The sequence below is a fragment of the Streptomyces sp. NPDC029169 genome, assembly GCF_055563935.1.
In genome coordinates this window covers 325,558-352,442 of the sequence record NZ_JBVHXA010000003.1, presented here as the reverse complement: position 1 = coordinate 352,442, position 26,885 = coordinate 325,558, and the positions used below count along the sequence as shown (strand labels likewise).

Sequence of the window (26,885 nt, the reverse complement as noted above, 5' to 3'; positions counted from 1 at the left end):
CGTACGTGTTCCAGGGGTGGGGGCGGTATACGGGTGACATCCACGACGATCGGGACACCGGCGAGCGCGGCTCTGGAGGGGCTCGCGCTCAACCCGGCCGCGCCCGTCGACGTACTCCTGCGGCTGCTCGACTCCGAGGACGGCGCCGTGATCTCCGCTCTGTGCCGATCGCGGCAGGCGTTCCCGGACGAGGTGGTGGAAGCGATCCTCGCGCATCCGGAGGCCCTGGTACGGCGGGCTTTCGCCCGCAACCCACATGTGGAGGGGGAGGTGCGCGGGCGGCTGGTCGACGACGACAACTGGTTCGTGCGGGCCATGCTGGCGGACGGTCCGGGGCTGGCGGCATGGCCCCGCTATCTGCCGGACTGGGTGATCGACCGGATGTTCACGACGTACGAGAACGACCACCTATGGTCACTGGTCTCCTCCGGCCAGATCCCGCCCGGCACCTACGTCGCACACGCCACGCACCCCATGGCGTCCTTGCGACGGAACGCGACGGCGGTGTGGCGCTCTCTGTCCGACGAGCGGCGCGCGGCACTGCTCTCCGACCCGCACCCGGACGTCCGCACCTCCGCCGAGCGTAGGGCGGCGGAGGACGACGCGGAGGAGATGGAGCGTCAGCTGCGCGCGCTCCCCGGGACGAGTTCGCACGCCCACAGCCACATCCTCGTGAACTGCCGGCTCTCCCGGGCCGTCGTCGAGGAGCTCCTCCAGGAGCGCCGGGACGACGACCTGTGGTGTCTCGCGCACAACTACAGCACCCCGCCGGACGTCGTCGCGCACGTCGCCCGCGTCGGCGACGCCAAGACGCGCTGTGAGGTCGCGCGGCGGGCGGACCTCCCCCGCGAGCTCGTGGACCTCCTTGCACGCGACCCGGACCCCGGTGTCCGTACCGCCGTCTCCGTACGGCCCGAACTGACCGAGGCCGAGCGGGCCGCCATCGACTACGTCGTCGAACCGGAGGAGGTCCATTGGCTTGGAGTGGATCCCTACCGGGCGCCGCTGTCCTACGCGCACTCGGCCCATCCCCTGCTGCGCCGCCGTGTCGCGTACAACCCCGAACTACCCACCGAGCTCGTCGAACTGCTCGCCGCCGACGACGACCTCGGCGTACGCGTCCTCCTCGCGCAGCACCACCCGGAGGCACCGCCTCAGCTGCTCCTGCGCTGCTATCTGGAGTACGAAGGGAGTCGCCGCGACCGCCTCCTCGGCCTGCCGCGGTTCCCGGTCGCCGGGCTCGGGGCCCGCTTCGGAGCGGCGGAGGACCCCGCCGTACGTCTTCTCGCCACGCTGGACCCGGAGTTGCACCCGGCCCTCGCCGACGCGCTCACGCGGGATCCGGACGCACGCGTGCGTGCCGGGGCGGCCCGCAATCCCGCTCTCCCGCAACAGCGACTTCTTCAACTCCTTGAAGACGAGGAGTTGTCCAGGGAGGCGGCCGCGAACCCGGCCCTCCCCAAGGAGACCATGGACGCGCTTCTCGGCTCACCCTGACGCAGACGAAGGGGCGGCCGCCGAAGCAAGCCGGCGACCGCCCCTCACCTTTCACTCACGTCAGAACTGCAGCGCCCAGGAGTCGATCTTCCCGGTGTCGATGCTCGCGTTGTCGCTGACCCGCAGCTTCCACGTGCCGTTCGCGACCTCGGAGGAGGCGTTGACCGTGTACGTGGTGTTGATGTTGTCGGAGCTGCCGCCGGTTCCGTACCCCTTCAGCGTGTACGCCGTACCGTCGGGAGCGATCAGCTGGACCTGAAGGTCACCGATGTACGTGTGAACGATGTTCACAGGCACCTGGAGGCCGGAGGGGGCGTTGCCCGCGACGCCGCTGACCGTGATCGGGGACTCGACGGTCGAGTGGTCGGCGATGGCGTAGTCCGCGGTGTTCTCGAAGCGCGGACCGGTGGGCGGCGGGGTGGTGCCGCCGCCGACGAAGAGGAGCCTGTTCGGGGAGCCGGTGCCGGGGTTCGTCACCACGCCCGAGGTGGCGGCGTTGGTGAGCGCGGTCGAAACGGCGGCCGGGGTCGCGGTCGGGTTGTCGCCGAGGTAGACGGCAGCGGCGCCCGCGACGTGCGGGGTCGCCATCGACGTACCGGAGATGGTGTTGGTGGCGGTGTCGCTGCTGTTCCAGGCCGAGGTGATGGAGGAGCCCGGGGCGAAAATGTCCAGCACGCTGCCGTAGTTGGAGAAGCTGGAGCGGGCGTCGCTGCTGGTCGTGGAGCCGACCGTGATGGCTTCGGAGACGCGCGCAGGCGAGTAGTTGGAGGCGTTGGAGTTGTCGTTGCCCGCGGCCACGGCGTAGGTGACGCCGGAGGCGATCGAGTTGCGCACGGCCGTGTCGAGGGCCGAGTCGATGCCACCGCCGAGGCTCATGTTGGCGACGGCCGGCTTGACCGCGTTCCGCGTCACCCAGTCGATACCGGCGACGACCTGCGCGGTCGTACCGGAGCCCTGGTTGTTGAGCACGCGGACACCGACGATCTTGGCCTTCTTCGCGACACCGTAGGAGGATCCCGCGACGGTGCCGGCGACGTGCGTGCCGTGGCCGTGGCCGTCCTGGGCGACGTTGTCGTTGTCGATGGCGTCGTAGCCGTTGAACGCCCGGCCGCCGAAGTCGCTGTGCGAGATCCGTACACCGGTGTCGATGATGTACGCCGTCACGCCCGTGCCGGCGCTGTCCGGGTAGGAGTAGCTCTGGTTCAGCGGGAGGGCCCGCTGGTCGATCCGGTCCAGGCCCCAGGACGGCGGGGAGGGCTGGGTGCCCGTGACCGTGAAGACGCGGTTCTGCACGACGGCGGCCACCGCGGGGTCGGCGGCGAGCTTCTTCGCCTGCGCCTCGGAGAGTTCGACGTTGTAGCCGTTGAGCGCCGAGGTGTACGTCTTCTTGATCGTGGCGCCGTGCTTGGCCGCGACCGCCCGGCCCTTCGAGGTCTCCGCCGGGGCGGACTCCTTCAGGGTGACGATGTAGCTGCCCTCGATCGTCCCGGGGGCACCGGCGTTCTGGATGACGCCTTCGGGAGCGGACTCGGCCGCGGCGGCGGGGAAGGTGGCGGCGGTGCCGAGAGCGAGGGCGGCGACGGCTATGGCGCTGGCCGCGGCGAGTCTGCGCCGCGAGTCACGCATCACTGACATGTGAGGGATCCTCCTCATTGGTGGTGCGCTGCTGTGGGGGAATGGCAGGCACATGTCAAGACGACATGAGGTGTCCACGCCGTTTCGCACAAGCGGCTGCCGAGCGAAAGATTGACTGATCCATAGGAATCCCACAAGAGTCCCGAGCGCCCCGTAACGCGTGTGCCACACAGCTGCCATGCTGGCGCCCATGACGGCCTACGTGTGTCCCCGATGCCGGGTTCGCTCCCCCGCGGATGCCCTCACCTGGTGTTGTCCGCGATGCCGCGGCCCCTGGGACCTCGATTTCACGAGCGCGCCGATGTCACTCAAGTCCCTTGCGTCACGTGTGAATTCATTGTGGCGTTACGAAGAGGCGCTGCCGCTGGCCGCCCCGGCGACCGGGGCCCCGGGGGTGACGCTCGGCGAGGGCCGCACCCCGCTCGTCCCCCTCGACGACCATGTTTCGGCCAAACTCGACTTCCTCATGCCGACGTTGTCCTTCAAGGACCGGGGCGCGGTCATGCTCGCCGAGCTCGCCCGCCGGCTCTCCCCGAGCCGCGTCAGCCGCGTCCTCGCCGACAGCAGCGGCAACGCGGGCACGGCGATCGCCGCGTACTGCGCACGGGCGGGCCTCGACTGCGTCGTGTACGTACCGGAGGCCACGTCCGCCAAGAAGCTGGAGCAGATCAGGGCGCACGGAGCACGGCTGACCCTCGTGCCCGGCGACCGCGAGGCCACCGCGCGGGCGGCCCGCGCCGCGGCCGACGAGCCCGGCACGTTCTACGCCTCGCACGTGTACAACCCGCACTTCCTGCACGGCACGAAGACGTACGTGTACGAGCTCTGGGAGGACCTGGGCGGCCGGCTCCCGGACACCGTCGTCGTCCCGGTCGGCAACGGCACGCTCCTCCTGGGCGCCGCGCTGGCGATCGAGGAGCTGTACGGCCACGGGCTCGTCGACACCCGCCCCGCCCTGGTCGCCGTACAGGCCGAAGCCGTGTCTCCGCTGGCAGCGGCGTTCCACGCGGGCGCCGACGAACTCCTCACGACCGCCCCCGCGCCCGTGCGCCCCACGATCGCCGAGGGCATCGCGATCCCGAACCCACCCCGCGCCGCGCAGATCCTGCGGGCGGTACGGGCGACCGGCGGGACCTTCCTCACGGTGACGGAGGGTCAACTCCACACCGCACAGGTGGACCTGGCACGGCGCGGGCTGTTCGTCGAATCGACGGGCGTGGCCTGCTGGGCCGCCGTACGCGCGACGGCCCCGCGCCCGGGCCTGACCGTCGTACCGCTGTGCGGGGCGGGAGCGAAGACGGGCCTGAGCCGGTCTTGAAGGACTCGGCGGGCGCCGACTCTCGGCCATGGCGCGACGATGAGAAAATAGGGAGAACCGGACAAAGCAGATCACCAGGATCCGAACCACGGAGGTGGATCATGGGAGAGGCGCGCGCGGTCATGGACCGCCTGACGGATGCACTGACCACGAAGAACCCGGACCTCGAGGTCGTCGCGGACCTGTACGCGGAGGACGCGGTGGCGTACTTCCCGGACGTGGGCGAGGTGCGGGGACGCGAGGCCATCGTCGAGCAGTGGCGCACGATGACCGAAGCGGAACCGGAGTCCGCGTACGAGCCCCTGAACCAGTACGAGATCGGTGACACGGCCATCGACGAGGGCACCTTCAGCGGCAGGAACACGGGCCCGATCCTGCTCCCCACAGGGGAGACTCTGCCGCCGACAGGCAAGGACGTCCGCATCCGTGGCGTCGACTTCGCGACGGTCAAGGACGGCCGGATCCAGAGCTACCGCCTCTACTACGACCAGATGCAGTTCCTGGACCAACTGGGCCTGCTCCCGGAGGCGTGAGCCGGCCGGATCCGACAAGAGCCCGACCTCTTCCGACCTGCGACGTTGAAGCGGAACGCACACGACACCCTTTTCGCGAGCCCGATGAGCGCCTCCACCTTCGGCAAGTCGGCCACAACCTCCTCCGACGTCACGGTGGGGGCCTCCGACGACCGGTACTCGACTTCGCCGCGCTGGGCTCGCATTCCAGCCACTCGGCGGGGGTCCACCCGACGATCGCCGCATGCCGGAGAAGCGTCCCGTCTCCCAGGCTGGTGGCGAGCGGCGCATCCGCCCGGGAGGCGACGGGTGCCGGCTCCCCCCTCGTCCGCGAGACGCTCAAGACGCTGTACGGGTATGTACGCCCACACCGGTGGGCCGTGGCACTCGTTCTGCTGCTGGCGCCGGCAGGAGCGGCCGGCGGGCTGCTCCAGCCACTGGCCACGAAGGCACTGGTCGACCGGCTCTCGTCCGGCGACACGATCGCCACCATCCTGCTGGCCCTGATCGTGCTCGCCCGTGAACGGGCCCAGCTGGCCCGCGAGATGCACGACGTGGTCTCCCACCAGGTCAGCCTCATCGCCGTACAGGCCGGGGCCCTACAGGTCGCCTCCAAGGACCCCGATGCCCGCGAGGCCGCCCGCACCATCCGCCCACTGAGCGTGGACACCCTGGACGAACTCCGCCACATGGTCACCCTGCTCCGCGCCTCCGGCGGCAAGGAAACCGAACCGCCCGGCCGTAGCCCTGCCCAGCTCCCGCCAGGGCCTGATCGGCCTGCGAGAACGCGCCGAACTGCTCCACGGGCCCCCGCCCGACCCGCCTGAAACCGCCCGCACGAGCCCCTGCCGCCGCGCCCTCGACCTCAGGAACGCGCAGCTCACGCTCAACCGCGCGGGAGCCGACCGCCATCCCAGCACGGGATAGACCAGGGGCCGGACCCCGAAGAGTCGGACCCCTTATGACCTGCGCGTTTACCAGATCAGCGACGTCGTGATGCGTCAGGCACTACACGTTGAAGCGGAATGTCTGGGATCTGATCCTGACCCGCGGCGGAGCCCCCTCCAGGGCTCTGACCTGGGATTTCCTCGTTGGCATGCGTTGGCTCTCGACGGCCGTTTACGAGTGTCCTGCGGACTGGCTGCGGACCGGAGGACACCCTCACTCGGATGACGTGGGCCTCTCGTCCGTCATACCCAGACGTGCCTGTTCCTCCTCGACGATCCGACGTGCCAGCTCGGTGTCCGACACGTCGACCGCGTCCGGGGTGGCTTCGGCCACGGCGCTGCGGCGGGCATAGGCATCGAACAGGCGCGTCTTGGTTTCCAGCATCTTCACCATGCGTTCGTCCACGCCTCGGGTGGCGAGGAGACGGTGCACGCGAACCGGCCTGACCTGGCCCATACGGTGGGCCCGGGCCACCGCCTGATGTTCGATGGTCGGCTTGATCTGGGGTTCGCAGATGACGACGACGGAGGCGGCCTGCATGTTGAGGCCGACGCCCGCTGCCTGGATCTGTCCTAGGAGCACCGCCGGGCCCTGGACACCGGCGAAGTCGTCGACGATCTCCTGGCGACGCTGGGCCGGGACGCCGCCGGTCAGCGGACCGAACACCGGAGTGGCCCTGGCGGTTTCGGCCGCGAGGGCCTCCTTCACCACGCCCAGTACGTCCTTGAAGTTGGAGAAGACCACCGTCTTCTGCCCGTTCTCGCTGGCCTCCTGAACGATCTCCCGGAGCCGGTCCAGCTTGGCCGACTTCTCGGGGCGCATGTACGCGGCCCTGCGCATGGCCATGAAGTTGCCCGCGCGCACGGCTTCGCGGTACGCCTCCTCGTCCGAAGCACTCAGCTCCTCCCACTCGTCGGTCTGCTGAAGGCTCGGGAGTTCCGTCAGCACGTCCTCCTGGTTGCGCCGCAGATAGACCGGGGCCACAGCCTTGCGGAAGGCGACCGATCCGGCCAACGCGTCCCGTTCACCGAGGGAGTCCGCGACATCGCCATCGAGCATCTGGACCAAGTTGCGGAACTCCACCACCCGGTTCTCCATCGGGGTTCCGGTCATGAAGAGGCTGCGCTCACAACGCTCTGTCCACAGGGCGACCGACTGAGACCGCTTGGTCTTCGGGTTCTTCACGGAGTGCGCTTCGTCGACGACGAGGAGTCCGACCTCCCCGCCGCCCGGCGCCGGAAATCCGCGCAGTGCGTCGAACGTGGTCACCCCCACCCCGCCCCGCCCCTTCCAGTCGGCGAACGCGTAGTGCCGGTCGGGGCCGTGGAGCACCATGACGCGAAGGGCGCTTCGGGCCTCGATCTCCCGAGTCCAGTTCACGAGAACGCTCGCCGGGCAGACGACCATGAAGTGACTCTGCCCCTCGGCTGCCAGGTGGGCGAGGACGGCGATCGCCTGGATGGTCTTCCCGAGGCCCATCTCGTCGCCGAGTATCACCTTGCGCTGCGCAAGCGCGAAACGTGCGCCGAATGCCTGGTAACCGCGCAGGGAGACCCGCCGGTGCGTGTCGTCGAGGTGCTGGGTCCGTACCCGCTCCGCGATCTCGTCCGGCAGAAAGCCCTCCGCGGCAGCCGCGTCCGGCAGCCGCCCGGAGATCTCGGCGAGCAGGCTGTAGTACTCGGCGGAGCGGAGTTCGAAGTCCACCCAGGCCGCGACGTCGGACGAGAGCCCCCGGAGCAGGTCCACCGACGCCTGGGCGAGCAGCTCGGGCAGGCCGGCCCGCTCCGCCTCGTCCACCAGCGACCGGGTCTCGGCGACCGCCGCCCACGCGCGAGCCTTCTTCTCCCGGCCGGCCAGCAGCATCCGGACCCTTCCGGCGGCGGGCCTAGCGTCGGCCAGCAGCGGACCGAGCCGTTCCGCCAGGACGGTGGCCTTGTCGACCGCACGCCGGGCGTCCGGGCCGGCCTCCACCAGGACGTGCAGGGCCATGACGAGCGCGGTGGTGCGCGGTTCCGGCCGGTCCACGTCGATGTGGACGGCCACGGTCTCGTGCACAGCCTCGGAGAGCCTGCGGGCGGCGGCGAGCATCTGGTCGACGGTGCGCTGCCCGACACCGGGAATCTGCCGCAGCCGGTAGGGACCCGCTTCGAGAACACTGCCCAGGGTGCGCAGTCCGCTCTTCTCGACGCTCCCCAGCCGCAGCCGCCCTTCGGTGACGTCCTGCAGCCGGGCGACGGGAATGGCGTCGAGCTCCTGCTTCACCGCCGCATCGTGGATCGGCTTCAGTGCCGCCCTTACCTCCTCCACTGCCCTTCCGTGGTCACCGACCACTGCCTGCGCCGCCTCACACAGTCGCGCTCCCCTCGCGACTGTGTCCCGCTCGCCACGCCCCACGCTTCCCGCCCCTCTCTGGCCCTCCCGGCATCTTCCCACCGCCCACACCCGGCCTCGACGGGCGTTCGCAGCTCCCTGTGGACCGATCGAACCTCGGGTCAGTCATTCACACCCCCCAGGCTTACGACCGCCGGTAGGATCGGCACCATGAGCGGTAGTAGGAAGTATTCGATCAGCCTGCCCGAGGATCTCGCCGAGGCCGTACGCGCCCATGTCGGGCCCGGCGGTTTCTCCGCCTACGTCGCCGATGCTCTCGAACAGAGGGTCGCCATGGACAAGCTGCGGGAGATCGTCGCCGACTTCGAGACCGACAACGAAGCTCTCACCCGCCAGGAGGTCGAGGCCGCCCGGGCGCTGCTGCGCCACGACCACCGGCAGGCCGGCGGGGCCGCCGCCTGATGCCCGGCATCCTCCTGCTCGACAGCGAAGGACTCTCGAAGCTCTACCGCAAGGACCGCACCGTCGTGGCTCTGGTCCAGGCGGCGTCGGAGGAGGGCGTCCGCGTCGCCACCAGCGCCATGACCACGCTTGAGGCCGACTACGAGCGCATCCACCCGGCCCGCATCAAGTGGGTCCTCTCCCGCGTCGACGTTCACGACGTCACCAAGGAGATCACCGACCAGGCCGCCGTCCTCCTTCGCCCCCATCACCTTCACGGCCACAAGTACGCCATCGATGCCGCTCTCGCCGCCATCGCCCGCAACGCGCCCCAGCCGGTTACCGTCCTCACCTCCGACCCCGAGGACCTGACACTCCTGTGCGGCCCTTCCGTGGAGGTCGTCCAGGTCTGAGACCGTGTCGCCCCCACGCCGTCCGACCAAACGCTGTCACCGCATCGCGGGATCGAGGACTCACCGCGGACAGACATCTGCGCCCGACCCGCCAACAGGCGAGTCGGGCACAGATATTGACATAGCGTCAGACGTTGAAGCGGAACTCCACCACGTCGCCGTCCTGCATGACGTACTCCTTGCCCTCCATGCGGGCCTTGCCTGCCGCGCGGGCGTCGGCCACCGAGCCCGTTTCGACGAGGTCGGCGAAGGAGATGACCTCGGCCTTGATGAAGCCCTTCTGGAAGTCCGTGTGGATCACGCCGGCCGCCTCGGGGGCCGTCGCGCCCTTCTTGATCGTCCAGGCGCGGGCTTCCTTCGGGCCGGCCGTCAGGTAGGTCTGGAGGCCCAGGGTGTCGAAGCCGACGCGGGCCAGGGTCGCCAGGCCGGGCTCCTCGGCGCCGACGGACTGGAGGAGCTCCATGGCGTCCTCCTCGTCCAGCTCGGCCAGGTCCTGCTCCAGCTTGGCGTTGAGGAAGATCGCCTCGGCCGGGGCGACCAGCGCGCGCTGCTCGTCCTTGAAGGAGTCGTCCGTCAGCTCGTCCTCGTCCACGTTGAAGACGTAGAGGAAGGGCTTGGTCGTCAAGAGGTGGAGGTCGTGGAGGAGCTCCTCGTTGCCGGAGTCCTGGACGATGCCCTGCGAGAACAGCGTGTCGCCGCGCTCCAGGATGTCCTTCGCCGCCTCGACCGCCGCGACCTTCGGGGCCACGTCCTTCTTGATCCGCGACTCCTTCTGCAGGCGCGGCAGGACCTTCTCGATCGTCTGCAGGTCGGCGAGGATCAGCTCGGTGTTGATCGTCTCGATGTCGTCCTTCGGCGAGACCTTGCCGTCGACGTGCACGACGTTCTCGTCCTTGAAGGCGCGGATGACCTGGCAGATCGCGTCCGACTCGCGGATGTTCGCCAGGAACTTGTTGCCCAGGCCCTCGCCCTCGCTCGCGCCGCGGACGATGCCCGCGATGTCCACGAAGTCGACCGTCGCCGGCAGGATCCGCTGCGAGCCGAAGATCTCCGCCAGCTTCGTCAGGCGGGCGTCGGGGACACCGACGACGCCGACGTTCGGCTCGATCGTGGCGAACGGGTAGTTGGCCGCCAGGACGTCGTTCTTGGTCAGGGCGTTGAACAGGGTCGACTTGCCGACATTCGGCAGACCGACGATTCCGATCGTGAGCGACACGGTGGCGACTTCCTGGAGTACGGATGGGGGTGCGGTGGGTGGGCCGATCCCCCAGTTTACGGGGGGTCCGAACCGGCCTGCGACGCCGACCTTCGGCCGTTCTCGACGGCTACGTCACCCAAAGGGCGTGTCCTGTGCCGGTCCCCCGCCCCTTCCCGACCTACGTTGGTGTAGTGGAGCAGCACAGGACAAGTCAGCCGCAAGGCCGCCGACGGCCGCAAACGCCCCTCACGCCGCCCGGCGCGCTCGTGGAGGGCGCCGCCGTCTACCGCGTCGCCGCCCGCCCGGGGCGTCCCGGCAGCGGCCGGGTCGAACGGGCGACCGTGCCCGTACGACGCCCCGTACCGCCCGTCGTATTGGCCCTGCGGCGGCTGCCCAACCCGAGGCTGACCGGTCTCGGCGCCGGGCTCTTCGCCTCCGCCACCATGCTGGTGCTCGGCTTCCTCGACCGGCTGATCCTCGACGGCTCCCCTGTCGTCTTCGGCCTGCTCTTCCTGCCGGTCAGCGCCCTGACCGCGCTCTGGGTCCGTACCGCCGACCTGGTCACGGCCCCGATCAGCGTGCCCATCGCCTTCGCCGTCGGGGTCATCCCGATCTCCGGCGGTAGCGGTGGCTTCGGCGGGCAGGCGATGGCCGTCGTCACCGCCCTCGCCGTGCACGCCGGGTGGCTGTACGGCGGCACGCTCGTCGCCGGGCTGATCACCAGCGTCCGGAAGGTGCGTGACATGGGCCGCCGCCAGCGCCTCGCCGCCGCGAGGGCGGCGGGTGGGAGTGGGGGGGCGGGTGCGGGTGCGGGTGCGGGTGCAGGTGGGGCCGGGAGTGGCTCTGGGGGCGGGGGCAGGTCCGGCGCGGCGCCCCAGGCCGTCCGGCGCCCCGCTCCGTAACCCCTCTCGCCGCCCCGGCCCCACCTGCACCTGCACCCGCGCCCCAGACCCGCCCGCCGCCCCGCGGGCTACCGCCCCGCCGCCATCGCCGCTCCCACGATCCCCGCGTTGTTCTCCAGTTCCGCCGGGACGATCTCCGCCCTGATGCCCTCGAGCAGCGGCAGGAACCTGTCCGCCTTCCGGCTCACTCCGCCGCCGATGATGAACAGCTCCGGCGAGAACAGCATCTCCACGTGCGCCAGGTACTTCTGCAGGCGCCGCGTCGCCCAGTGTTCCCAGCTGAGGTCCTCGTCCTCCTTGGCCTTCGTCGAGGCACGCTTCTCCGCGTCGTGGCCCTTCAGCTCCAGGTGGCCCAGCTCCGTGTTCGGCACGAGGCGGCCGTCCACGAAGAGCGCCGAGCCGATGCCCGTACCGAGCGTCAGCAGGATCACCGTGCCCGTACGGCCCCGGCCCGCGCCGAACGTCATCTCGGCGATCCCGGCCGCGTCCGCGTCATTCAGGATCGTCACCGGGAGGCCGTCGAGCCGGCCGGAAAGCAGCTTGCCCGCGTCCATGCCGATCCACGCCTTGTCGACGTTCGCGGCCGTACGGATCGTGGAGCCGGTGACGACACCCGGGAAGGTGACACCCACCGGGCCCGACCAGCCGAAGCTCTCCACGACCTCGACGACGCAGCCCGCCACACCGTCGGGTGTGGCGGGCTGCGGGGTCAGTACCTTGTGGCGGGGCTCGGCCAGCTCACCGCGCTCCAGGTCCACGGGAGCGCCCTTGATGCCCGAGCCGCCGATGTCCACTCCGAAGACGTTCATGGACCCAACGTTACGGGCAGACGCCGACAGTTACTCCTTGACGAGCTTGGCCGCCTCCGCGCGCAGGTCCTTGTTGCGGAGCTCCTTGGGGAGCGAGAAGGTCAGCGACTCGTCGGCCGTCTTGACGATCTCCACGTCCGCATAGCCGCGCTCGCCGAGCCACTCCAGGACCTCCTGGACGAGGACGTCCGGGACCGAGGCGCCCGACGACAGGCCGACCGAGGTGACGCCCTCCAGCCAGGCCTCGTCGATCTCGCTCGCGAAGTCGACCAGGTACGCGGCCGGGACGCCGGCCTGCTTGGCGACCTCGACCATACGGATCGAGTTCGAGGAGTTCTTCGAGCCGACGACGATCACCAGCTCCGCCTGGCCGGCGAGCTCCTTGATGGCCAGCTGCCGGTTCTGCGTGGCGTAGCAGATGTCGTCGGACGGCGGGGAGATCAGCTGCGGGAACTTCTCCTTCAGCGCGTCCACCGTCTCCATCGTCTCGTCGACGGAGAGCGTGGTCTGGGAGAGCCAGACGACCCTGGACGGGTCACGGACCTCGACCTTCGCCACGTCCTCGGGGCCGTCGACGAGCTGGATGTGGTCGGGGGCCTCGCCAGAGGTGCCGATGACCTCCTCGTGGCCCTCGTGGCCGATCAGGAGGATGTCGAAGTCCTCCTTGGCGAACCGCACGGCCTCCTTGTGCACCTTCGTGACCAGCGGGCAGGTCGCGTCGATGGTCTTGAGGCGGCCCTGGCGGGCCTCCTCGTGCACGGTCGGGGCCACGCCGTGCGCGGAGAACATCACGATGTTTCCCGGCGGCACCTCGGTCGCCTGGTCGACGAAGATCGCGCCCTTCCGCTCCAGGGTCTGCACGACGTACTTGTTGTGCACGATCTCGTGGCGTACGTAGATCGGCGCGCCGTACTGCTCCAGGGCCTTCTCCACGGCGATCACGGCACGGTCCACGCCCGCGCAGTAGCCGCGGGGAGCGGCGAGGAGGACACGCTTCGGGCGGTTGGTCGCGGGCGTCGCAGTCATGCGTCCCATCGTAAGGCCGCGTCGTACCCCGGCCCGCTACGGCCGCGTCGGTGCGGCGAGTGATCGAGAACGTGGCCGAGACTGGGGCGCATGGCCGAGGAAGCACAGGTGGCAGCGCACACCGGACTGCGGCGGACCCTGGGGTTCCGCGACCTTGTCGTCTACGGGCTGCTCTTCATCGCGCCCATGGCCCCCGTCGGCATCTTCGGCACGCTGGACGCGAAGTCGCACGGCGCGGTGGCACTCGTCTACGTCGTCGCGACCGTCGCGATGGCGTTCACCGCTTTCAGCTACGCGCAGATGGTGCGGGTCGCCCCGCTCGCCGGCTCGGTCTTCACGTACGCCCGCAAAGGTCTGGGCGAGGGGCCGGGGTTCATCGCCGGGTGGATGGCGATGCTCGACTACATGCTGATCCCGGCCGTGGCCTACCTCTTCTCGGGCATCGCGATGGAGGCGCTGGTTCCGGAGGTGGACCGGTGGGTGTGGACGGCGATCGCGGTGGTCGTCACGACGCTGCTCAACCTGTGGGGGGTCCGGGCGGCGGCCCGGGTCGGCTTCGCGGTCCTCGCCATGGAGATCGTGGTGCTGCTGGTGTTCGTGGTGTCGGCGGTGGTCGTACTCGTACGGGACGGGGCGCGGCGCGAGTGGTGGTCACCGCTGGCCGGGGACGGGACGTTCTCGATGGCGGCCGTGCTGGGCGCGGTGTCGGTGGCCGTGCTGTCGTACCTCGGCTTCGACGCGATCGCCTCGTTCGCGGAGGAGGTCACCGGGGGCTCGGAGAAGGTGGCGCGGGCCGTGCTGTTCTGCCTGGCGCTCGCGGGCGCGCTGTTCGTGGCGCAGACGTATCTGGTGTCGCTCCTCGAACCGCTGTCGTCGGCCGAGCTGGCGGCGGATCCGTCGCTGCAGGGCTCGGCCTTCTATGACGCGGTGGACACGTCCGTGGGGACCTGGCTGCACGACCTGGTGGCGGTGTCGAAGGCGGTCGGCGCGGCGTTCGCGGCGCTCGCGGGGCAGGCGGCGGCGGGCCGGCTGCTCTTCGCCATGGGCCGGGAGCGGCGGCTGCCTCATCTGCTCGGCCGTACGGACTCGGGGGTGCCGCGGGTGGCGCTGCTGCTCGCGGCGGCGGTGACGATGGTGGCGGCGGTGTGGGCGGCCCAGCGGGACGACGGCCTGGACCACCTGGTGTCGGTGGTCGACATCGGGGCGCTGACGGCCTTCGTGCTGCTGCACGCGAGCGTGGTGGGGTGGTTCGCGGTACGGCAGATGGCGGGGCCGCCGCACTGGCTCCGGCATGTGGTGATGCCGGTGGTGGGGGCGGCGATCCTGATCGCGGTGATCGCGGAGGCGACGGTGTCGGCGCAGGTGGTGGGCGTGATCTGGCTGGGCGTGGGGCTGGTGGTCCTGGCCGTGCAGGGTGCGACTCGGAGCCCTTGAGCCCCGGTTGTGGGCAAACGTTCCGCATGGCGGAACGGGTGGGCACAACCGGGGTGCGGCGCCCCGGCAAGGCCCCTGTGCACAAGGGCGGTGTCCGTGCCCGCCGCTAGTCTCGGTCGCATGGGTCTCAATACGTCCGCCGAAGCGCCGCTGCCCGTCGGGGAGGTCTCCCGGTTGATCGGGGGGTGGATCGACCGGCTCGGTGCCGTGTGGGTCGAGGGGCAGATCACGCAGTTGTCGCGGCGGCCCGGCGCCGGGGTCGTCTTCCTGACGCTGCGCGATCCCTCGTACGACATCTCCATCGGCGTGACCTGCTACCGCCAGGTCTTCGACGCCGTCGCCGACGTCGTCTCCGAGGGCGCCCGCGTCGTCGTGCACGCCAAGCCCGAGTGGTACGCGCCGCGCGGGCAGCTGTCGATGCGGGCGGTGGAGATCAGGCCGGTCGGCATCGGGGAGCTGCTGGCCCGCCTGGAGCAGCTCAAGCGGAGCCTGGGCGCCGAGGGGCTCTTCGCGCTCGACCGCAAGAAGCCGCTGCCCTTCCTGCCCCAGCTCGTGGGCCTCGTCGTCGGCCGCGCCTCCGCCGCCGAGCGGGACGTCCTGGAAAACGCGCGGCGCCGCTGGCCGGCCGTCCGCTTCGAGGTGCGGAACGTGGCCGTGCAGGGGGTGAGGGCCGTGCCCCAGGTCGTCCAGGCCGTGAAGGAGCTGGACGCGCACGACGGGGTGGACGTGATCATCGTGGCCCGGGGCGGCGGCAGCGTCGAGGATCTGCTGCCGTTCTCGGACGAGCAGCTGATCAGGGCCGTCGCCGAGTGCCGTACGCCGGTGGTCTCGGCGATCGGCCACGAACCGGACTCGCCGCTGCTCGACCTCGTCGCCGACCTGCGCGCCTCCACGCCGACCGACGCAGCCAAGAAGGTCGTACCGGACGTCGGCGAGGAGCTGGACCGGGTGCAGGCGCTGCGCGACCGGGCGCTGCGGACGGTGCGGGGGCTGCTCGACCGGGAGGAGCGCGGGCTCGCGCACGCGCTCGCGCGGCCGGTCATGGAGCATCCGCAGCGGATGGTGGAGCTACGCGAGGACGAGCTGGACGCGCTGCTCGCGCGCAGCCGGCGGACCCTCGGGCATCTGCTGGACCGGGCGGACTCGGAGCTCTCGCACACCCGGGCGCGCGTCCGGGCGCTGTCGCCGGCCGCGACGATGGAGCGGGGGTACGCCGTGCTCCAGCGGGCGGACGGGGCGGTCGTGCGGTCCCCCGAGGAGGTCGCGGTGGACGAGGAGCTGCGGGCGCGGGTCGCGGCGGGCGAGTTCACGGTACGGCGCGTTGTCGGACCCGGCGCATAGGGTGGTTCCCATGGCAGCCACCACGGAAGAGGCGCTCGGGTACGAGCAGGCACGCGACGAGCTGATCGAGGTCGTTCGCCGTCTTGAGACGGGCGGGACGACCCTGGAGGAGTCCCTCGCGCTCTGGGAGCGTGGCGAGGAATTGGCGAAGGTGTGCCGGCGTTGGCTGGAGGGAGCGCGCGCCCGGCTCGACGCCGCGCTGTCCGCTCCCGAGGACGGCGACGAGGCCGAAGAGGCTGAGTAGCAGACCGGGGAGATGTGAAGCGGATCACTATCCGGTTGAGATGGTTGAAAGTTCACCAATCACCGTCGTACGGTGATGGCATCGCTTGAAACCACCTGCAGTCGGAAGGTACGCAGCATGTCCCTCGCCCTTGACCCCGCCGCCCAGGACCTCCTTTTCCGCGAGGCCCGCACCGCCAACACCTTCACCGACGAGCCGGTGACCGACGAGCAGGTCCAGGCGATCTACGACCTCGTCAAGTACGGGCCGACCGCCTTCAACCAGACCCCGCTGCGCATCACCCTGGTCCGCTCCCCCGAGGCCCGTGAGCGCCTGGTCAAGCACATGGCCGAGGGCAACCAGGCGAAGACCGCCACCGCCCCGCTGGTCGCGATCCTCTCCGCCGACAACGAGTTCCACGAGGAGCTCCCGAGCCTGCTGCCGCACTTCCCGCAGGCCAAGGACATGTTCTTCGCCGAGCGCCCGGCCCGTGAGGGCTCGGCCCTGCTCAACGCCGCCCTCCAGGCCGCGTACTTCATCGTCGGCGTCCGCGCCGCCGGCCTGGCCGCAGGCCCGATGACCGGTCTGGACTTCGCCGGCCTCCAGAAGGAGTTCCTGGACGACGACCACACCCCGCTGATGGTCGTCAACATCGGCAAGCCGGGCGAGGACGCCTGGTTCCCGCGCTCCCCGCGCCTGGCCTACGACGAGGTCGTCACCACCGTCTGACCCACGTCGCGTACGTGAAAGCCCCCGGACTCCAGGAGTCCGGGGGCTTCCGCGTACGTTTACTACGCCTTCTTCGCCTGCAGCGCGCCCGCCATCTCGGCCAGCCGCTCGAACGAGGCCGTCCCGGTCACGACCGTCGTCGCGCCGCCGTGCGTGCGCACCAGGGCGTCGTACTTCGGGCCCTCCCAGCGCTGCCAGACCTGACCGGCCACCGTCTGCGTCTTCCCGGTGTCCTTGGCCTGCTGGGTGACCTTGGGGACGTACTTCTCCGGCTCCGCCGTCGACTGGTGGAGCGCCACGTACTGCGTGTCGGGGTCGAGGAAGCCCAGCTGCCAGGCGTCGTTCTGCTCGCGCTTGTACGAGACGACGGTCGCCCTCCAGCCCTCCCCCAAGCCCTCGGGGGCCAGCACCTCGTACGGGGCGACCCGCTGGGCCGTCACCAGCTCGACCCGGTAGTCCTTGGTCTTGACCGGGTTCGCGTTCTCGTCGTGCGGGATGAAGAGATACATCACGCCCGCGGCGGCCAAGATCACCGCCAGGGACTGGAACATCCCGCGTACCGTCTGCCTGCCTCGCATACCTGCCACGCCCACCATGGTCGCATCATGGTGTTGTGCTCATACGTGGGCCCCTCTGCTCAATTTGTCGACGTACCGATAGAGTCGCACCACCCTCTTTATTCCGGCCGTCGCCGTACAGAAAGGTGCGCTCCGATGACCGAGCATTCCCTGCCGTCCGAGCTCGAGGTCTCCCCCGAGGCCCCCGACCGCAACCTCGCCCTCGAGCTGGTCCGCGTCACCGAGGCCGCCGCCATGGCGGCCGGCCGCTGGGTCGGGCGTGGCGACAAGATCGGCGCGGACGGCGCCGCGGTCAACGCGATGCGGACGCTCATCTCGACCGTCTCGATGAACGGCGTCGTCGTCATCGGCGAGGGCGAGAAGGACGAAGCCCCGATGCTGTTCAACGGCGAGCGGGTCGGTGACGGGACCGGCGCCGAGGTCGACATCGCCGTCGACCCGATCGACGGCACCACGCTGAACGCCAAGGGCATGCCCAACGCGATCGCCGTCCTGGCCGCCGCCGACCGCGGCACCATGTTCGACCCGTCCGCGGTCTTCTACATGGACAAGCTGGTCACCGGCCCCGAGGCCGCCGACTTCGTCGACATCAACGCCCCCGTCTCGGTGAACATCCGCCGGGTCGCCAAGGCCAAGAACATGTCCCCCGAGGACGTCACCGTCGTGATCCTGGACCGCCCGCGCCACGAGGGCATCGTCAAGGAGATCCGCGAGACCGGCGCCCGGATCAAGTTCATCACGGACGGTGACGTCGCGGGCTCGATCATGGCCGTCCGCGAGGGCACCGGCGTGGACCTGCTGCTCGGCATCGGCGGCACGCCCGAGGGCATCATCTCGGCCTGCGCCATCAAGTGCCTGGGCGGTGTCATCCAGGGCAAGCTGTGGCCCAAGGACGAGGCCGAGCGCCAGAAGGCGATCGACGCCGGGCACGACCTGGACCGCGTGCTCTCCACGAACGACCTGGTCAGCGGTGAGAACGTGTTCTTCGTCGCCACCGGCATCACGGACGGCGAGCTGCTGCGCGGCGTCCGCTACCGCTCGGAGACCGCGACCACGTCGTCACTGGTGATGCGCTCGAAGTCCGGCACGATCCGCCAGATCGACTCCACGCACCGGCTGTCGAAGCTCCGCGCGTACAGCAAGATCGACTTCGACCGGGCCAAGTAACCCGAACCCGGCCAAGGAGCACCGGGCCAATTAGCACCCCGGCCAAGGAGCACCCGGCCGAGCAGAAGCAACGCCCGGAAGCGGTACGAGGAGAGGGGCGCCCCCTGTGCGGTGGGGGCGCCCCTTCCCGTACGGCCGACGTCGAAAGGCGCGTGGCGGCTCAGCCCGCCGCGGCGATCCGGTCCGGTGCCGCGGCCTTCTTGAGCTCCACCTCGCGCCGCCTGCGCCGGGCGAGCACGACGCGGCGCTCGGCCGCGGTGAGCCCGCCCCACACGCCGTACGGCTCCGGCTGGAGCAGCGCGTGCTCCCGGCACTCGACCATCACGGGGCAGCGGGCACAGACCTGCTTGGCGGCCTCCTCCCGTGAGAGCCGCGAGGCGGTGGGCTCCTTGGAGGGGGCGAAGAACAGTCCGGCTTCGTCCCGGCGGCACACCGCCTCCGTGTGCCAGGGGCCGGCCTCGTCCTCCCGAGCGGGGGCACGCTGGGGCGGGACGGCGGCGACCCGCAGGGGCTGATGCGGCGGTTGCAGCACGGTCTACTCCTGACGACGGCTTCGCGAGCGAGAGACGATGCAGCAGCCCTACCCGCTGTGCGCGCGCCTATGCACTGCGTGCCGCCGAGTTCCGGAGTGCGGAACCCGAGGGGCGGAATCCGGTCACTCCGTCACCCCAGGTCGGGGCCGGTGAACCGGTTCAGTGACCGAGGTGCTTGCGCAGTTTGTCGTGCACCTGGTTCTGCAGGTCCGTGATCCACTTGCCGCGCTTGGGCCTGGCCTCGACGTTGCCGAAGACCGAGTAGCCGTTGATCACGACCACCGGGGCCTGCGGGTCGGCGGCCTCCATGGTCACGACCTCGAAATTGCCGAAGATGCCCGTGCCGTTGCCCCGCAGGCTGATGTTCTCCGGGACGCGCACCTCGACGTTGCCGAAGATCGAGGTGGCGTTGATGGTGGTCAGCCGCTGGGCGAAGAGCGCCTCGGTCAGGTCGATCTCGATGTTGCCGAAGAGCGAGAACGCATTGGTCCTGCGACCCACGCGCCATCGGCCCTTGCGGGTGGTGCTGGAGAAGACGGCGACCAGGTTGTCGGCGGGGCCCGAGGTGTCGTCGGGGCCGTACGCGTGGGCCGGCTCGGGCTCCCGGCGGGCGCGGTTCCCCGCGGGCAGGTCGCGGACGATCGGCTCGAGTTCGCCCACGGTCTTGGCGCGATAGACGGCGTCGATGCGCTCGGAGTGCTCCTCGGCGTCGATCCGCCCCTCGGCCAGCGCGTCCCGGAGGATGTCCGCGATCCGGTCCCGGTCGGCGTCCGAGGCCCGCAGGGAATCCCCCGGAGCCGGAGCGACGGGGGCGGGGGCGGGCTCGGCGGGGGCGACCGGCTTCTGGGGCTGCTTTTCGAGGTCCACGGCCCCAGACTAGCGAAACGCGATAGATCGCGACTAGGGGGCGCGGCCGAAGCCGTACATGAAGAAGCCCTCTCCGGCCCTCGGGCGGGCCGGAGAGGGCTCGGAGAGGGTCAACTCACCGTCGTCTGCAGGGTTGCGGTGTTGTTGCCCTGGTTCGGGTCGGGCGTACTGCTGGTGGCCGTCGCCGTGTTGGAGATCGTGGTTCCCGGCGTCGCCCGGACCGTGACCCTGATGCTCACGGTGGCCTGCGCGTTGCCGCCGATCCGGCCCAGGGCGCAGGTCACGGTGTCGGAGGAGCCGACGGGCGGAAGGACGCTGCAACTGCCCCTGCTCGGCGTGGCACTGACGAACCGACCCTCGCCGGGCAGGCTGTCGTCGAGCACCACGTTGTCGGCGGCGGTCGGGCCGTCGTTGCGGACCGTGATCGTGTACGTCAGGTCCTCGCCGTTCGCCACGGGCGCGTCCGAGGTCATCGTGACGCGCAGGTCGGCACGGAGCCGGACGATGGCCAGGCTGTGGAGGCCGCCCGCGGCGATGGCACCTACGCCCTCCAGCAGGCGGGTGCACGGTGCGGTCTGCCCGGGAGCGCACACCCGGGCCGGGGTGAACTTGGTCGTAGAGGTCCCGTCGCCCACGTTGCCGGCGTTCTCGCCCCAGCCTCGTGCGGTTCCGTCGCCCTGCCGGGTCACATTGTGCCGTCGCCCGGCATCAGCGGCGACGACGCCGCCGAGGAACGCGGTGCATGGCGAAGTCGTTCCCGTCGCGCAGACCCGCACGGGCGTGCTTCTGCTGGTGCTGGTGCCGTCGCCGAGCGCGCCATAGATGTTGTTGCCCCACGTGCGGACGCCGCCGTCGGACAGCACCGCCAGACTGTGGTGTTCGCCGGCGGTGACCGAGGCCACTCCGCCGAGGAAGCTGGTGCAGCCCCCGGTCGTTCCGACCGCGCAGACCCGCACGGGCGTGGTTCTGTTGGTGCCGGTGCCGTCGCCGACCGCACCGTAGAAGTTGTAGCCCCAGGCGCGGACCGTGCCGTCCGTCATGGCCGCCAGGCTGTGAATGTCTCCCGCTGCGATGCTCCGCACGCCGCTCGTCAGCGAGTTGGGGACCGGTACGAGCCGGTTCTGGGTGGTGCCGTCGCCGAGCTGACCCCAGCGGTTGTATCCCCAGGCGCGCACACCGCCTCCCGCGACCAGTGCGAAGCTGTGCTCACCGCCTGCGGCGATGGCGGTCACACCGGTGAGGAAGCTGGTGCAGCCGGCGCCGGTGTTCTCGGCGCAGACCTGGACAGGCACCAGGCTGTAGTCGGTCGTGCCGTGGCCGAGTTGACCGTTGCCCCCGCGTCCCCATGCCCAGACCGTTCCGTCCGAGCGCAGCGCGAGGGTGTGATACAATCCCGCGGCGATGGCGGTCACGTTCTCGAGGCCGCCGACCTGTACCGGCGCGCTCCGCCCGATGGTGGTGCCGTCGCCCAGCTGGCCGGTGCCGTTCTCGCCCCAGGTCCAGACGGTGCCGTTCTCCGCGCTCAGGGCCACGCTGTGGCCCCCGCCGCCCTCGACGGCGATCACGTTGTCCAGAGGCTTGGGGCACGGGGCTTTGCCGCATACCTGTACCGGTGTCGTGGTGGTCCCGTCCCCGTCACCGATCCCTTCGTTGTCTCCCCAGGCCATCACGGTGCCGGGCTCGGCCGCCCTGTCCGCGACCGCCTCCCCTGGGGACACTCCCGCCCACAGCAGCACGGTCAGCCCCGCGGCCAGGGCCCGCCTCAACCCACGTCTCATCGATCGTCCTCTCGTACGCATCAGCTCACCGGCGTCCGGAGCGTCGCGGTGTTGTTGACCTGCTTGGGGTCGGGCGTGCTCGTGCTCACCGACACGGCGTTGGTGAGCATGGTCCCTGCCTGGGCGGTGACCGTGACCCTGATGGTCGCGGTGGCCTGGATATTGGCGCCGACCCTGCCGAGCGAGCAGGTCACGGTGCCGGAGGTGCCGGCGGGCGGGCCGGTGCAACTGCCCCTGCTGGGTGTGGCGCTGACGAAGCCGCTCTGGGTCGGCAGCGCGCTGGTGACCGTGACGCCGTCGGCGGCGGTCGGCCCGTCGTTGCGGACCGTGACCGTGTAGGTCAGGGTCTCGCCGTTCGCCACGGGTTCGTCCGCGCTGATCGCGATCCGTACGTCGGCGCGCGGCCGGGCGATCGCCAGGCCGAAGTCGGAGCCCGCAGCGACGGTGCCCACGCCATCGAGGAGACGGCCGCACGGCGCCGTCTGCCCGGAGGCGCAGACGCGGACGGGTGTGGTCCGGGTCGTCTGGGTTCCGTCGCCCAACTGACCGAAGGTGTTCATGCCCCAGGCGCGGGCCGTGCCGTCGGCCTGCCGGCTGAGGCTGAAGAAGGCGCCCGCGGACACCTGGTTGACGCCACCGAGGTACGCGGTGCAGCCGACGGTCGTTCCCGTCCCGCAGACCCGGACGGGCGTGTACCGGTCGGTTGTAGTGCCGTCACCCAACTGCCCGGAACCGTTGTATCCCCAGCTGCGCACGCCGCCGGACTGCACCGCCAGGCTGTGGAAGCCGCCCGCGGCGACGCTGCTCACCCCGGTGAGGAAGCTCGTGCAGCCCGCGGTCGTTCCCACAGCGCAGACCTGAACAGGTTCACTCCTGTCGGTCGTGGTGCCGTCGCCGAGCTGACCCCTGTCGTTGCGTCCCCAGGCCGAGGCCGTGCCGTCGCTCACCGCCGCAAGGCTGTGGGAGCCGCCCCCGTCGATTCCGGTCGCCACGAGGGGGAAGCACCCGTATTCGGTGCTCACGAAAACGCAGACCGGAACGGGTGAGGGCCGGTCGGTGGTGGTGCCGTCGCCCAACTGCCCGAAGGCGTTGCCGCCCCAGGCACTCACGTGGCCCCTCACGTTCATGGCGAGGCTGTGCTCGTCGCCGGCGGCGATGGCGGCCTGGCGATCCAGAGCACCGAAGCACCCCAGTTCCGGATTGCAGTTCACCCGCACAGGCGAGGGCCGGTCGGTGGTGGTGCCGTCGCCCAGCTGGCCCGCGTTGTTGCGACCCCACGCGAAGACGGTGCCGTCCCGCTTGAGCGCGAGCGTGTGGTTACCGCCCGCGGCGATCGCGGTCACATCCGTCAGGGAGGGGACCTGTGCCGGCGTGGTCCGCGCGTTGTTGGTGCCGTCGCCGAGCTGTCCGTACTGGTTGTACCCCCAGGTCCAGACCGTACCGTCGTCACGCAGGGCCACCCCGTGGCCGGATCCCGCCTCCACCGCGACCACGTTGTCCAGGGAGTCGGCGCAGGCGGCGCCGCCGCAGACGGTGACCGGGGTGGTGCTCAGCCCCGAACCGACCCCGCGGCCGAGCCGACCCGAGTCGTCGTTCCCCCAGGCGACCGCCACACCGGGATCGGGCGCCCTGCCTGCCGCGTACGCGCCCACGGCGGCGCCCGTACCCGGGGACAGGCCGGCCCACAGCAGGGCCGCCATTCCGACGGCTGCGGCACTTCTCAACCCACGTCTCATCAATCGTCCTCTCGTGCGCCGTGTCGACACCGCTCAGCTCACCGTCGTCTGGAGGGTCGCGGTGCTGTTGCCCGGATTCGGGTCGGGGTTGCTGCTCGTGACCGTCGCCTTGTTCGTGATCACGGTTCCGGGGATGGCCCGTACCGTGACCGTGATGGTGGCGGTGGCCTGGGCGTTGCCGCCGATACGTCCCAGCGCGCAGGTCACGGTGTCGGACGTCCCGGACGGCGGCAGGATGCTGCAACTGCCCCTGCTGGACGTGGCGCTGAAGAACCGTCCTTCACCGGGCAGGGTGTCGTCGAGCACCACGTTGTCGGCGGCGGCCGGTCCGTCGTTGCGGACCGTGATCGTGTAGGTGAGGTTCTCGCCGTTGGCGACGGGGGCGTCCGAGGTGAGCGTGACCCGCAGGTCCGCGCGTGGCAGGGCGACGGCCACACTGTGGCTGGAGCCCGCCGCGACCGTGCCGACACCGTCGAGCAGACGGGTGCAGGGCGCGGTCTGCCCGGGAGCACACACGCGGACCGGGTTGGTTTCGTACTCCGGTTCCCCGCCCCCCGGGATGCGGCCGGTGCCGAGCTGCCCCGAGAGGTTCTCGCCCCATGCCCGGGCGGTGCCGTCGGCCTGCCGGGTCAGACTGTGCCTGAAGCCGGCAGCAGCGGCGGTCGCCCCACCGAGGTACGTCGTGCAGAACCCGATGGTGCCCGTCGCGCACACCCGCACGGGGATGGGACTGTCGGTTGCGCCCCGGGCGCTGCCGTTGCCCAGCTGACCACTGAAGTTGTCGCCCCAGGAGCGCACACCGCCGTCCGAAAGGACCGCCAGGCTGTGCTCCGGGCCTGCGGCGACCGAAGCCACACCGCTGAGGAAGGTGGTGCAGCCGGCAGTCGTTCCCACGGCACAGACGCGCACGGGTTCAGGCCGGCTCGTGGTGGTTCCGTCGCCCAACTGCCCTGTCCAGTTGCCTCCCCAGGCGCGGACCGTGCCGTCCGACATCACCGCCAGGTTGTGCCCACCTCCGGCCGACATGGTCCTCACACCACTGGTCAGCAAGGTGGGGACAGGGACGAGCCGCTGCTGGGTGGTGCCGTCACCGAGACGGCCTTCGCCGTTGTAGCCCCAGGCACGCACACCGCCCCCCGCGCCCAGCGCAAGGCTGTGGGCACCGCCCGCCGAGATCGCGGTCACCCCGGTGAGGAAGCTGGTGCAGCCGGCCTCGGTGTTCTCGGCGCAGACCTGGACGGGCACGCTGCTGCCGGTGGTGGTGCCGTTGCCGAGCTGGCCGCTGCCGTTGGCTCCCCAGGCCCAGACCGTGCCGTTCGAGCGCAGGGCGAGGTTGTGGTTGCTGCCTGCGGCGATGGCGGTCACGTCGGTGAGGGAGCTGACCTGGACAGGTGCGCTCCGGAGTTCGGTGGTGCCGTCGCCGAGCTGGCCGTAGGTGTTGTCGCCCCAGGCCCAGACCGTGCCGTCGGTGATACGCAGGGCGATGGTGTGGTAGCTCCCGGCGTCGGCCTCGATCACATTGTCCAGGGGCTTCGGGCACGGGGCGGTGCCGCAGACCGTGACCGGGAGGTTGCTGTCGCCCGCGGAGAACGCGTCGCCCAGCTGACCGATGTCGTTGTCTCCCCAGGCCATCGCGTTGCCGGGCAGGGCCGACCTCCCCGCGGTGGCCTCCCAGGGTGCCAGGCCCACCCACAGCAGGCCCGCCACACCGAGGGCCAGGGCCCGCCGCAGGGCGGAGCCGCCGCGCACAGCACGTTCCATCGATCGTCCTCTCGTACGCATCAGTTCACCGGCGTCCGGAGGGTCGCGGTGTTGTTGACCTGCTTCGGGTCGGGCGTGCTGCTGCTGACCTCCACCGTGTTCGTGATCATGGTTCCGGCCGGCGCGGTGACCGTGACCCGGATGCTCACGGTGGCCTCCGCGTTGGCCCCGACCCGACCGAGGGGGCACGTCACGGTGCCGGAGGCGCCGGCGAGCGGGCCGGTGCAGGGGCCACCCCTGCTCGGCGTGGCGCTCACGAACCCGCTCGCACCGGGCAGCGTGCCGGCGACCGTCACGTTCTCCGCCGCTGACGGCCCGTCGTTCCGGACCGTGACCGTGTAGATCAGCTGCTCCCCGGAGGCCACAGGTTCGTCCGCGCCGATCGCGATCCGCACATCCGCCCGGGGCTTGAGGATCGCCAGGCTGAAGTCGGAGCCCGCCGCAACGGTCCCCACGCCGTCCAGGAGGCGTCCGCACGGCGCGTTCTGGCCAGTGGCACAGACCCTGACCGGGGTCGTCCTGTTCATGGTGGTCCCGTCACCGAGCTGGCCGAAGGCATTGGAGCCCCAGCTGCGGACCGTGCCGTCGGCCTGTCGGGTGACGCTGAAGGAGGCGCCTGTGGCGACAGCGGTCGCCCCGCCCAGGAAGACGGTGCATCCCGCGCTGGTTCCCGACCCGCAGACCCGGACAGGCGTGGCCCGGTCCGTCGTGGTCCCGTCGCCCAACTGACCGACGCTGTTGTCCCCCCAGGCGCGCACACCACCACCGGACAGCACCGCCAGCGTGTGGGAGCCACCGGCGTCGGCGCCGGTCACCCCGGTGAGGAAGCTGGTGCAGCCGGCACTGGTGCCCACCGCGCACACCGGGCCGGGCCAGAGCCGGTCGGTGGTGGTGCCGTCGCCCACCTGACCGTTGTCGTTGCGTCCCCAGGTGTAGATCGGGCGGCTGCCGCCGCGGAAGACCGCCGCGCTGTGCGCGGAGCCGGCGGCGAGCGAGGCCACCGTGCCACCCACCCCCGCCGCGACCGGGATCGCGCTCGAAAAGGTGGTTCCGTCGCCCAGTTGACCGTTCGAGTTGCTTCCCCAGGCGTTGACGGTGCCGAACCCGTCCGCCGCGAGGCTGTGCGCACCGCCCGCGGCGATGGCGGTCACCGTGGCGAGCCAAGGCGGATTGAAGCACTCCCCGAACTCCGGACTGGGGCTACAGACCACCCGGACGGGTGAGGGCCGGTCCGTGGTGGTTCCGTCGCCCAACTGGCCTGCGCTGTTACGTCCCCAGGCCCAGACGTAGCCGTCCCGCGTGAGGGCGAGGGTGTGGTTGTCGCCCGCGGCGATGGCGGTCACGTCCGCGAGGGACCCCACCTGGGCGGGCGTGGTGCGCGGGCTGGTGGTGCCGTCGCCCAGCTGCCCGTACTGGTTGTCTCCCCAGGTCCAGACCGTGCCGTCGTCGCGCAGCGCCACCCCGTGACCGGCCCCCGCCTCCACCGCGACCACGTCGTCCAGGGGGCCGACGCACGTGGCACCGCCGCAGACGTTGACCGGGGTGGTGCTCACCCCGGAACCGACCCCGCGGCCGAGCCGGCCCGCGTCGTCGTTCCCCCACGCGACCGCGGTGCCGGGCTCGGACGCCCTGCCCGCCGCGTACGCGGCGCCCGGCGCCGGGCCCTGGGCACCGGCCCACAGCACAGCGGCCAGACCCACGGCCGCGG

General features: G+C 70.8%; 23 protein-coding genes and 2 pseudogenes. 13 read left to right on the top strand and 12 right to left on the bottom strand.

The window, feature by feature from the left end:
- Window positions 1–33 precede the first annotated feature (33 nt).
- Complete coding sequence (locus tag ACZ4VI_RS08340; protein WP_467997798.1) at window positions 34–1,497, top strand: translation initiation factor 2; 1,464 nt, start codon at window positions 34–36, stop codon at window positions 1,495–1,497.
- 60 nt (window positions 1,498–1,557) lie between these two features.
- Here the strand turns inward: ACZ4VI_RS08340 and ACZ4VI_RS08335 are convergent, their stop codons facing one another.
- Window positions 1,558–3,132, bottom strand: coding sequence for a S8 family peptidase (locus ACZ4VI_RS08335; protein ID WP_467997796.1), 1,575 nt, complete (start codon window positions 3,130–3,132; stop codon window positions 1,558–1,560).
- A 178-nt stretch (window positions 3,133–3,310) separates the two neighbouring features.
- On the opposite strand from ACZ4VI_RS08335, the gene ACZ4VI_RS08330 reads away from it, so the two are divergent.
- From ACZ4VI_RS08330 to ACZ4VI_RS08315, 4 genes and pseudogenes are all read left to right on the top strand, one after another.
- A complete protein-coding gene (locus ACZ4VI_RS08330; protein ID WP_467997794.1) occupies window positions 3,311–4,450 on the top strand; it encodes a threonine synthase in 1,140 nt (379 codons plus the stop codon).
- Between the two features lie 101 nt (window positions 4,451–4,551).
- Window positions 4,552–4,983 carry an ester cyclase gene (locus ACZ4VI_RS08325; RefSeq protein ID WP_467997792.1) on the top strand — a complete coding sequence of 144 codons (432 nt, stop codon included), beginning with the start codon at window positions 4,552–4,554 and terminating at the stop codon, window positions 4,981–4,983.
- A 254-nt stretch (window positions 4,984–5,237) separates the two neighbouring features.
- A pseudogene (locus ACZ4VI_RS08320) lies at window positions 5,238–5,477 on the top strand (ABC transporter ATP-binding protein); the annotation flags it as partial.
- Window positions 5,457–5,693, top strand: a pseudogene (locus ACZ4VI_RS08315) (histidine kinase); the annotation flags it as partial. The pseudogenes ACZ4VI_RS08320 and ACZ4VI_RS08315, both read left to right, overlap by 21 nt.
- Window positions 5,694–6,123: 430 nt before the next feature.
- On the opposite strand, the gene ACZ4VI_RS08310 reads toward ACZ4VI_RS08315, so the two are convergent.
- Entirely contained in the window at window positions 6,124–8,304 is a 2,181-nt protein-coding gene (locus tag ACZ4VI_RS08310; RefSeq protein ID WP_467997791.1) for a DEAD/DEAH box helicase, read from the bottom strand.
- 147 nt (window positions 8,305–8,451) lie between these two features.
- On the opposite strand from ACZ4VI_RS08310, the gene ACZ4VI_RS08305 reads away from it, so the two are divergent.
- Both ACZ4VI_RS08305 and ACZ4VI_RS08300 read left to right on the top strand, forming a co-directional pair.
- Window positions 8,452–8,703: a hypothetical protein gene (locus ACZ4VI_RS08305; protein ID WP_467997789.1), complete on the top strand. Its 252-nt coding sequence runs from the start codon at window positions 8,452–8,454 to the stop codon at window positions 8,701–8,703.
- On the top strand, window positions 8,703–9,095 hold the full coding sequence (locus tag ACZ4VI_RS08300) for a DNA-binding protein (RefSeq protein ID WP_467997787.1): 393 nt from the start codon (window positions 8,703–8,705) through the stop codon (window positions 9,093–9,095). The genes ACZ4VI_RS08305 and ACZ4VI_RS08300 overlap by 1 nt, the downstream gene beginning before the upstream one ends.
- 127 nt (window positions 9,096–9,222) lie before the next feature.
- Here the strand turns inward: ACZ4VI_RS08300 and ychF are convergent, their stop codons facing one another.
- Window positions 9,223–10,311: a redox-regulated ATPase YchF gene (ychF, locus tag ACZ4VI_RS08295; RefSeq protein ID WP_467997785.1), complete on the bottom strand. Its 1,089-nt coding sequence runs from the start codon at window positions 10,309–10,311 to the stop codon at window positions 9,223–9,225.
- 173 nt (window positions 10,312–10,484) lie between these two features.
- Here ychF and ACZ4VI_RS08290 point away from each other — a divergent pair, with 173 nt between their 5' ends.
- Window positions 10,485–11,195 carry a DUF6542 domain-containing protein gene (locus ACZ4VI_RS08290; RefSeq protein WP_467997783.1) on the top strand — a complete coding sequence of 237 codons (711 nt, stop codon included), beginning with the start codon at window positions 10,485–10,487 and terminating at the stop codon, window positions 11,193–11,195.
- A gap of 68 nt (window positions 11,196–11,263) precedes the next feature.
- On the opposite strand, the gene ppgK is transcribed toward ACZ4VI_RS08290, so the two are convergent.
- Together ppgK and ACZ4VI_RS08280 are read right to left on the bottom strand one after the other, a co-directional pair.
- Complete coding sequence (gene ppgK / locus ACZ4VI_RS08285; RefSeq protein ID WP_467997782.1) at window positions 11,264–12,004, bottom strand: polyphosphate--glucose phosphotransferase; 741 nt, start codon at window positions 12,002–12,004, stop codon at window positions 11,264–11,266.
- Window positions 12,005–12,034: 30 nt separating this feature from the next.
- Entirely contained in the window at window positions 12,035–13,039 is a 1,005-nt protein-coding gene (locus tag ACZ4VI_RS08280) for a 4-hydroxy-3-methylbut-2-enyl diphosphate reductase (RefSeq protein WP_467997780.1), read from the bottom strand.
- 81 nt (window positions 13,040–13,120) lie between these two features.
- On the opposite strand from ACZ4VI_RS08280, the gene ACZ4VI_RS08275 reads away from it, so the two are divergent.
- The 4 genes from ACZ4VI_RS08275 to ACZ4VI_RS08260 all read left to right on the top strand — a co-directional run bounded on the left by ACZ4VI_RS08275 (window position 13,121) and on the right by ACZ4VI_RS08260 (window position 16,757).
- Window positions 13,121–14,464, top strand: a complete 1,344-nt coding sequence (locus tag ACZ4VI_RS08275) for an APC family permease (protein WP_467997778.1) — start codon at window positions 13,121–13,123, stop codon at window positions 14,462–14,464.
- Between the two features lie 120 nt (window positions 14,465–14,584).
- Window positions 14,585–15,805: an exodeoxyribonuclease VII large subunit gene (gene xseA / locus ACZ4VI_RS08270; RefSeq protein WP_467997776.1), complete on the top strand. Its 1,221-nt coding sequence runs from the start codon at window positions 14,585–14,587 to the stop codon at window positions 15,803–15,805.
- A 10-nt stretch (window positions 15,806–15,815) separates the two neighbouring features.
- Complete coding sequence (locus ACZ4VI_RS08265; protein WP_467997774.1) at window positions 15,816–16,049, top strand: exodeoxyribonuclease VII small subunit; 234 nt, start codon at window positions 15,816–15,818, stop codon at window positions 16,047–16,049.
- A 117-nt stretch (window positions 16,050–16,166) separates the two neighbouring features.
- The gene (locus ACZ4VI_RS08260; RefSeq protein WP_467997773.1) at window positions 16,167–16,757 is read left to right on the top strand and encodes a malonic semialdehyde reductase; all 591 of its coding nucleotides are present in this window, start codon (window positions 16,167–16,169) and stop codon (window positions 16,755–16,757) included.
- 62 nt (window positions 16,758–16,819) lie between these two features.
- Here ACZ4VI_RS08260 and ACZ4VI_RS08255 read toward each other — a convergent pair whose 3' ends face one another.
- Window positions 16,820–17,353 carry a DUF4245 domain-containing protein gene (locus ACZ4VI_RS08255; protein WP_467997771.1) on the bottom strand — a complete coding sequence of 178 codons (534 nt, stop codon included), beginning with the start codon at window positions 17,351–17,353 and terminating at the stop codon, window positions 16,820–16,822.
- A gap of 117 nt (window positions 17,354–17,470) precedes the next feature.
- On the opposite strand from ACZ4VI_RS08255, the gene glpX reads away from it, so the two are divergent.
- Window positions 17,471–18,502 carry a class II fructose-bisphosphatase gene (glpX, locus tag ACZ4VI_RS08250; protein ID WP_376439622.1) on the top strand — a complete coding sequence of 344 codons (1,032 nt, stop codon included), beginning with the start codon at window positions 17,471–17,473 and terminating at the stop codon, window positions 18,500–18,502.
- A gap of 160 nt (window positions 18,503–18,662) precedes the next feature.
- Here glpX and ACZ4VI_RS08245 read toward each other — a convergent pair whose 3' ends face one another.
- The 6 genes from ACZ4VI_RS08245 to ACZ4VI_RS08220 all read right to left on the bottom strand — a co-directional run bounded on the left by ACZ4VI_RS08245 (window position 18,663) and on the right by ACZ4VI_RS08220 (window position 26,877).
- Complete coding sequence (locus tag ACZ4VI_RS08245; protein ID WP_467997769.1) at window positions 18,663–19,034, bottom strand: WhiB family transcriptional regulator; 372 nt, start codon at window positions 19,032–19,034, stop codon at window positions 18,663–18,665.
- Between the two features lie 160 nt (window positions 19,035–19,194).
- Complete coding sequence (locus tag ACZ4VI_RS08240) at window positions 19,195–19,902, bottom strand: DUF1707 SHOCT-like domain-containing protein (RefSeq protein WP_467997767.1); 708 nt, start codon at window positions 19,900–19,902, stop codon at window positions 19,195–19,197.
- 110 nt (window positions 19,903–20,012) lie between these two features.
- Complete coding sequence (locus ACZ4VI_RS08235) at window positions 20,013–21,680, bottom strand: RCC1 domain-containing protein (protein WP_467997765.1); 1,668 nt, start codon at window positions 21,678–21,680, stop codon at window positions 20,013–20,015.
- Between the two features lie 20 nt (window positions 21,681–21,700).
- The gene (locus tag ACZ4VI_RS08230) at window positions 21,701–23,404 is read right to left on the bottom strand and encodes an RCC1 domain-containing protein (protein WP_467997764.1); all 1,704 of its coding nucleotides are present in this window, start codon (window positions 23,402–23,404) and stop codon (window positions 21,701–21,703) included.
- A gap of 45 nt (window positions 23,405–23,449) precedes the next feature.
- Window positions 23,450–25,177, bottom strand: coding sequence for an RCC1 domain-containing protein (locus ACZ4VI_RS08225; protein ID WP_467997762.1), 1,728 nt, complete (start codon window positions 25,175–25,177; stop codon window positions 23,450–23,452).
- Window positions 25,178–25,197: 20 nt separating this feature from the next.
- Entirely contained in the window at window positions 25,198–26,877 is a 1,680-nt protein-coding gene (locus tag ACZ4VI_RS08220; RefSeq protein WP_467997761.1) for an RCC1 domain-containing protein, read from the bottom strand.
- Window positions 26,878–26,885: the final 8 nt, after the last annotated feature.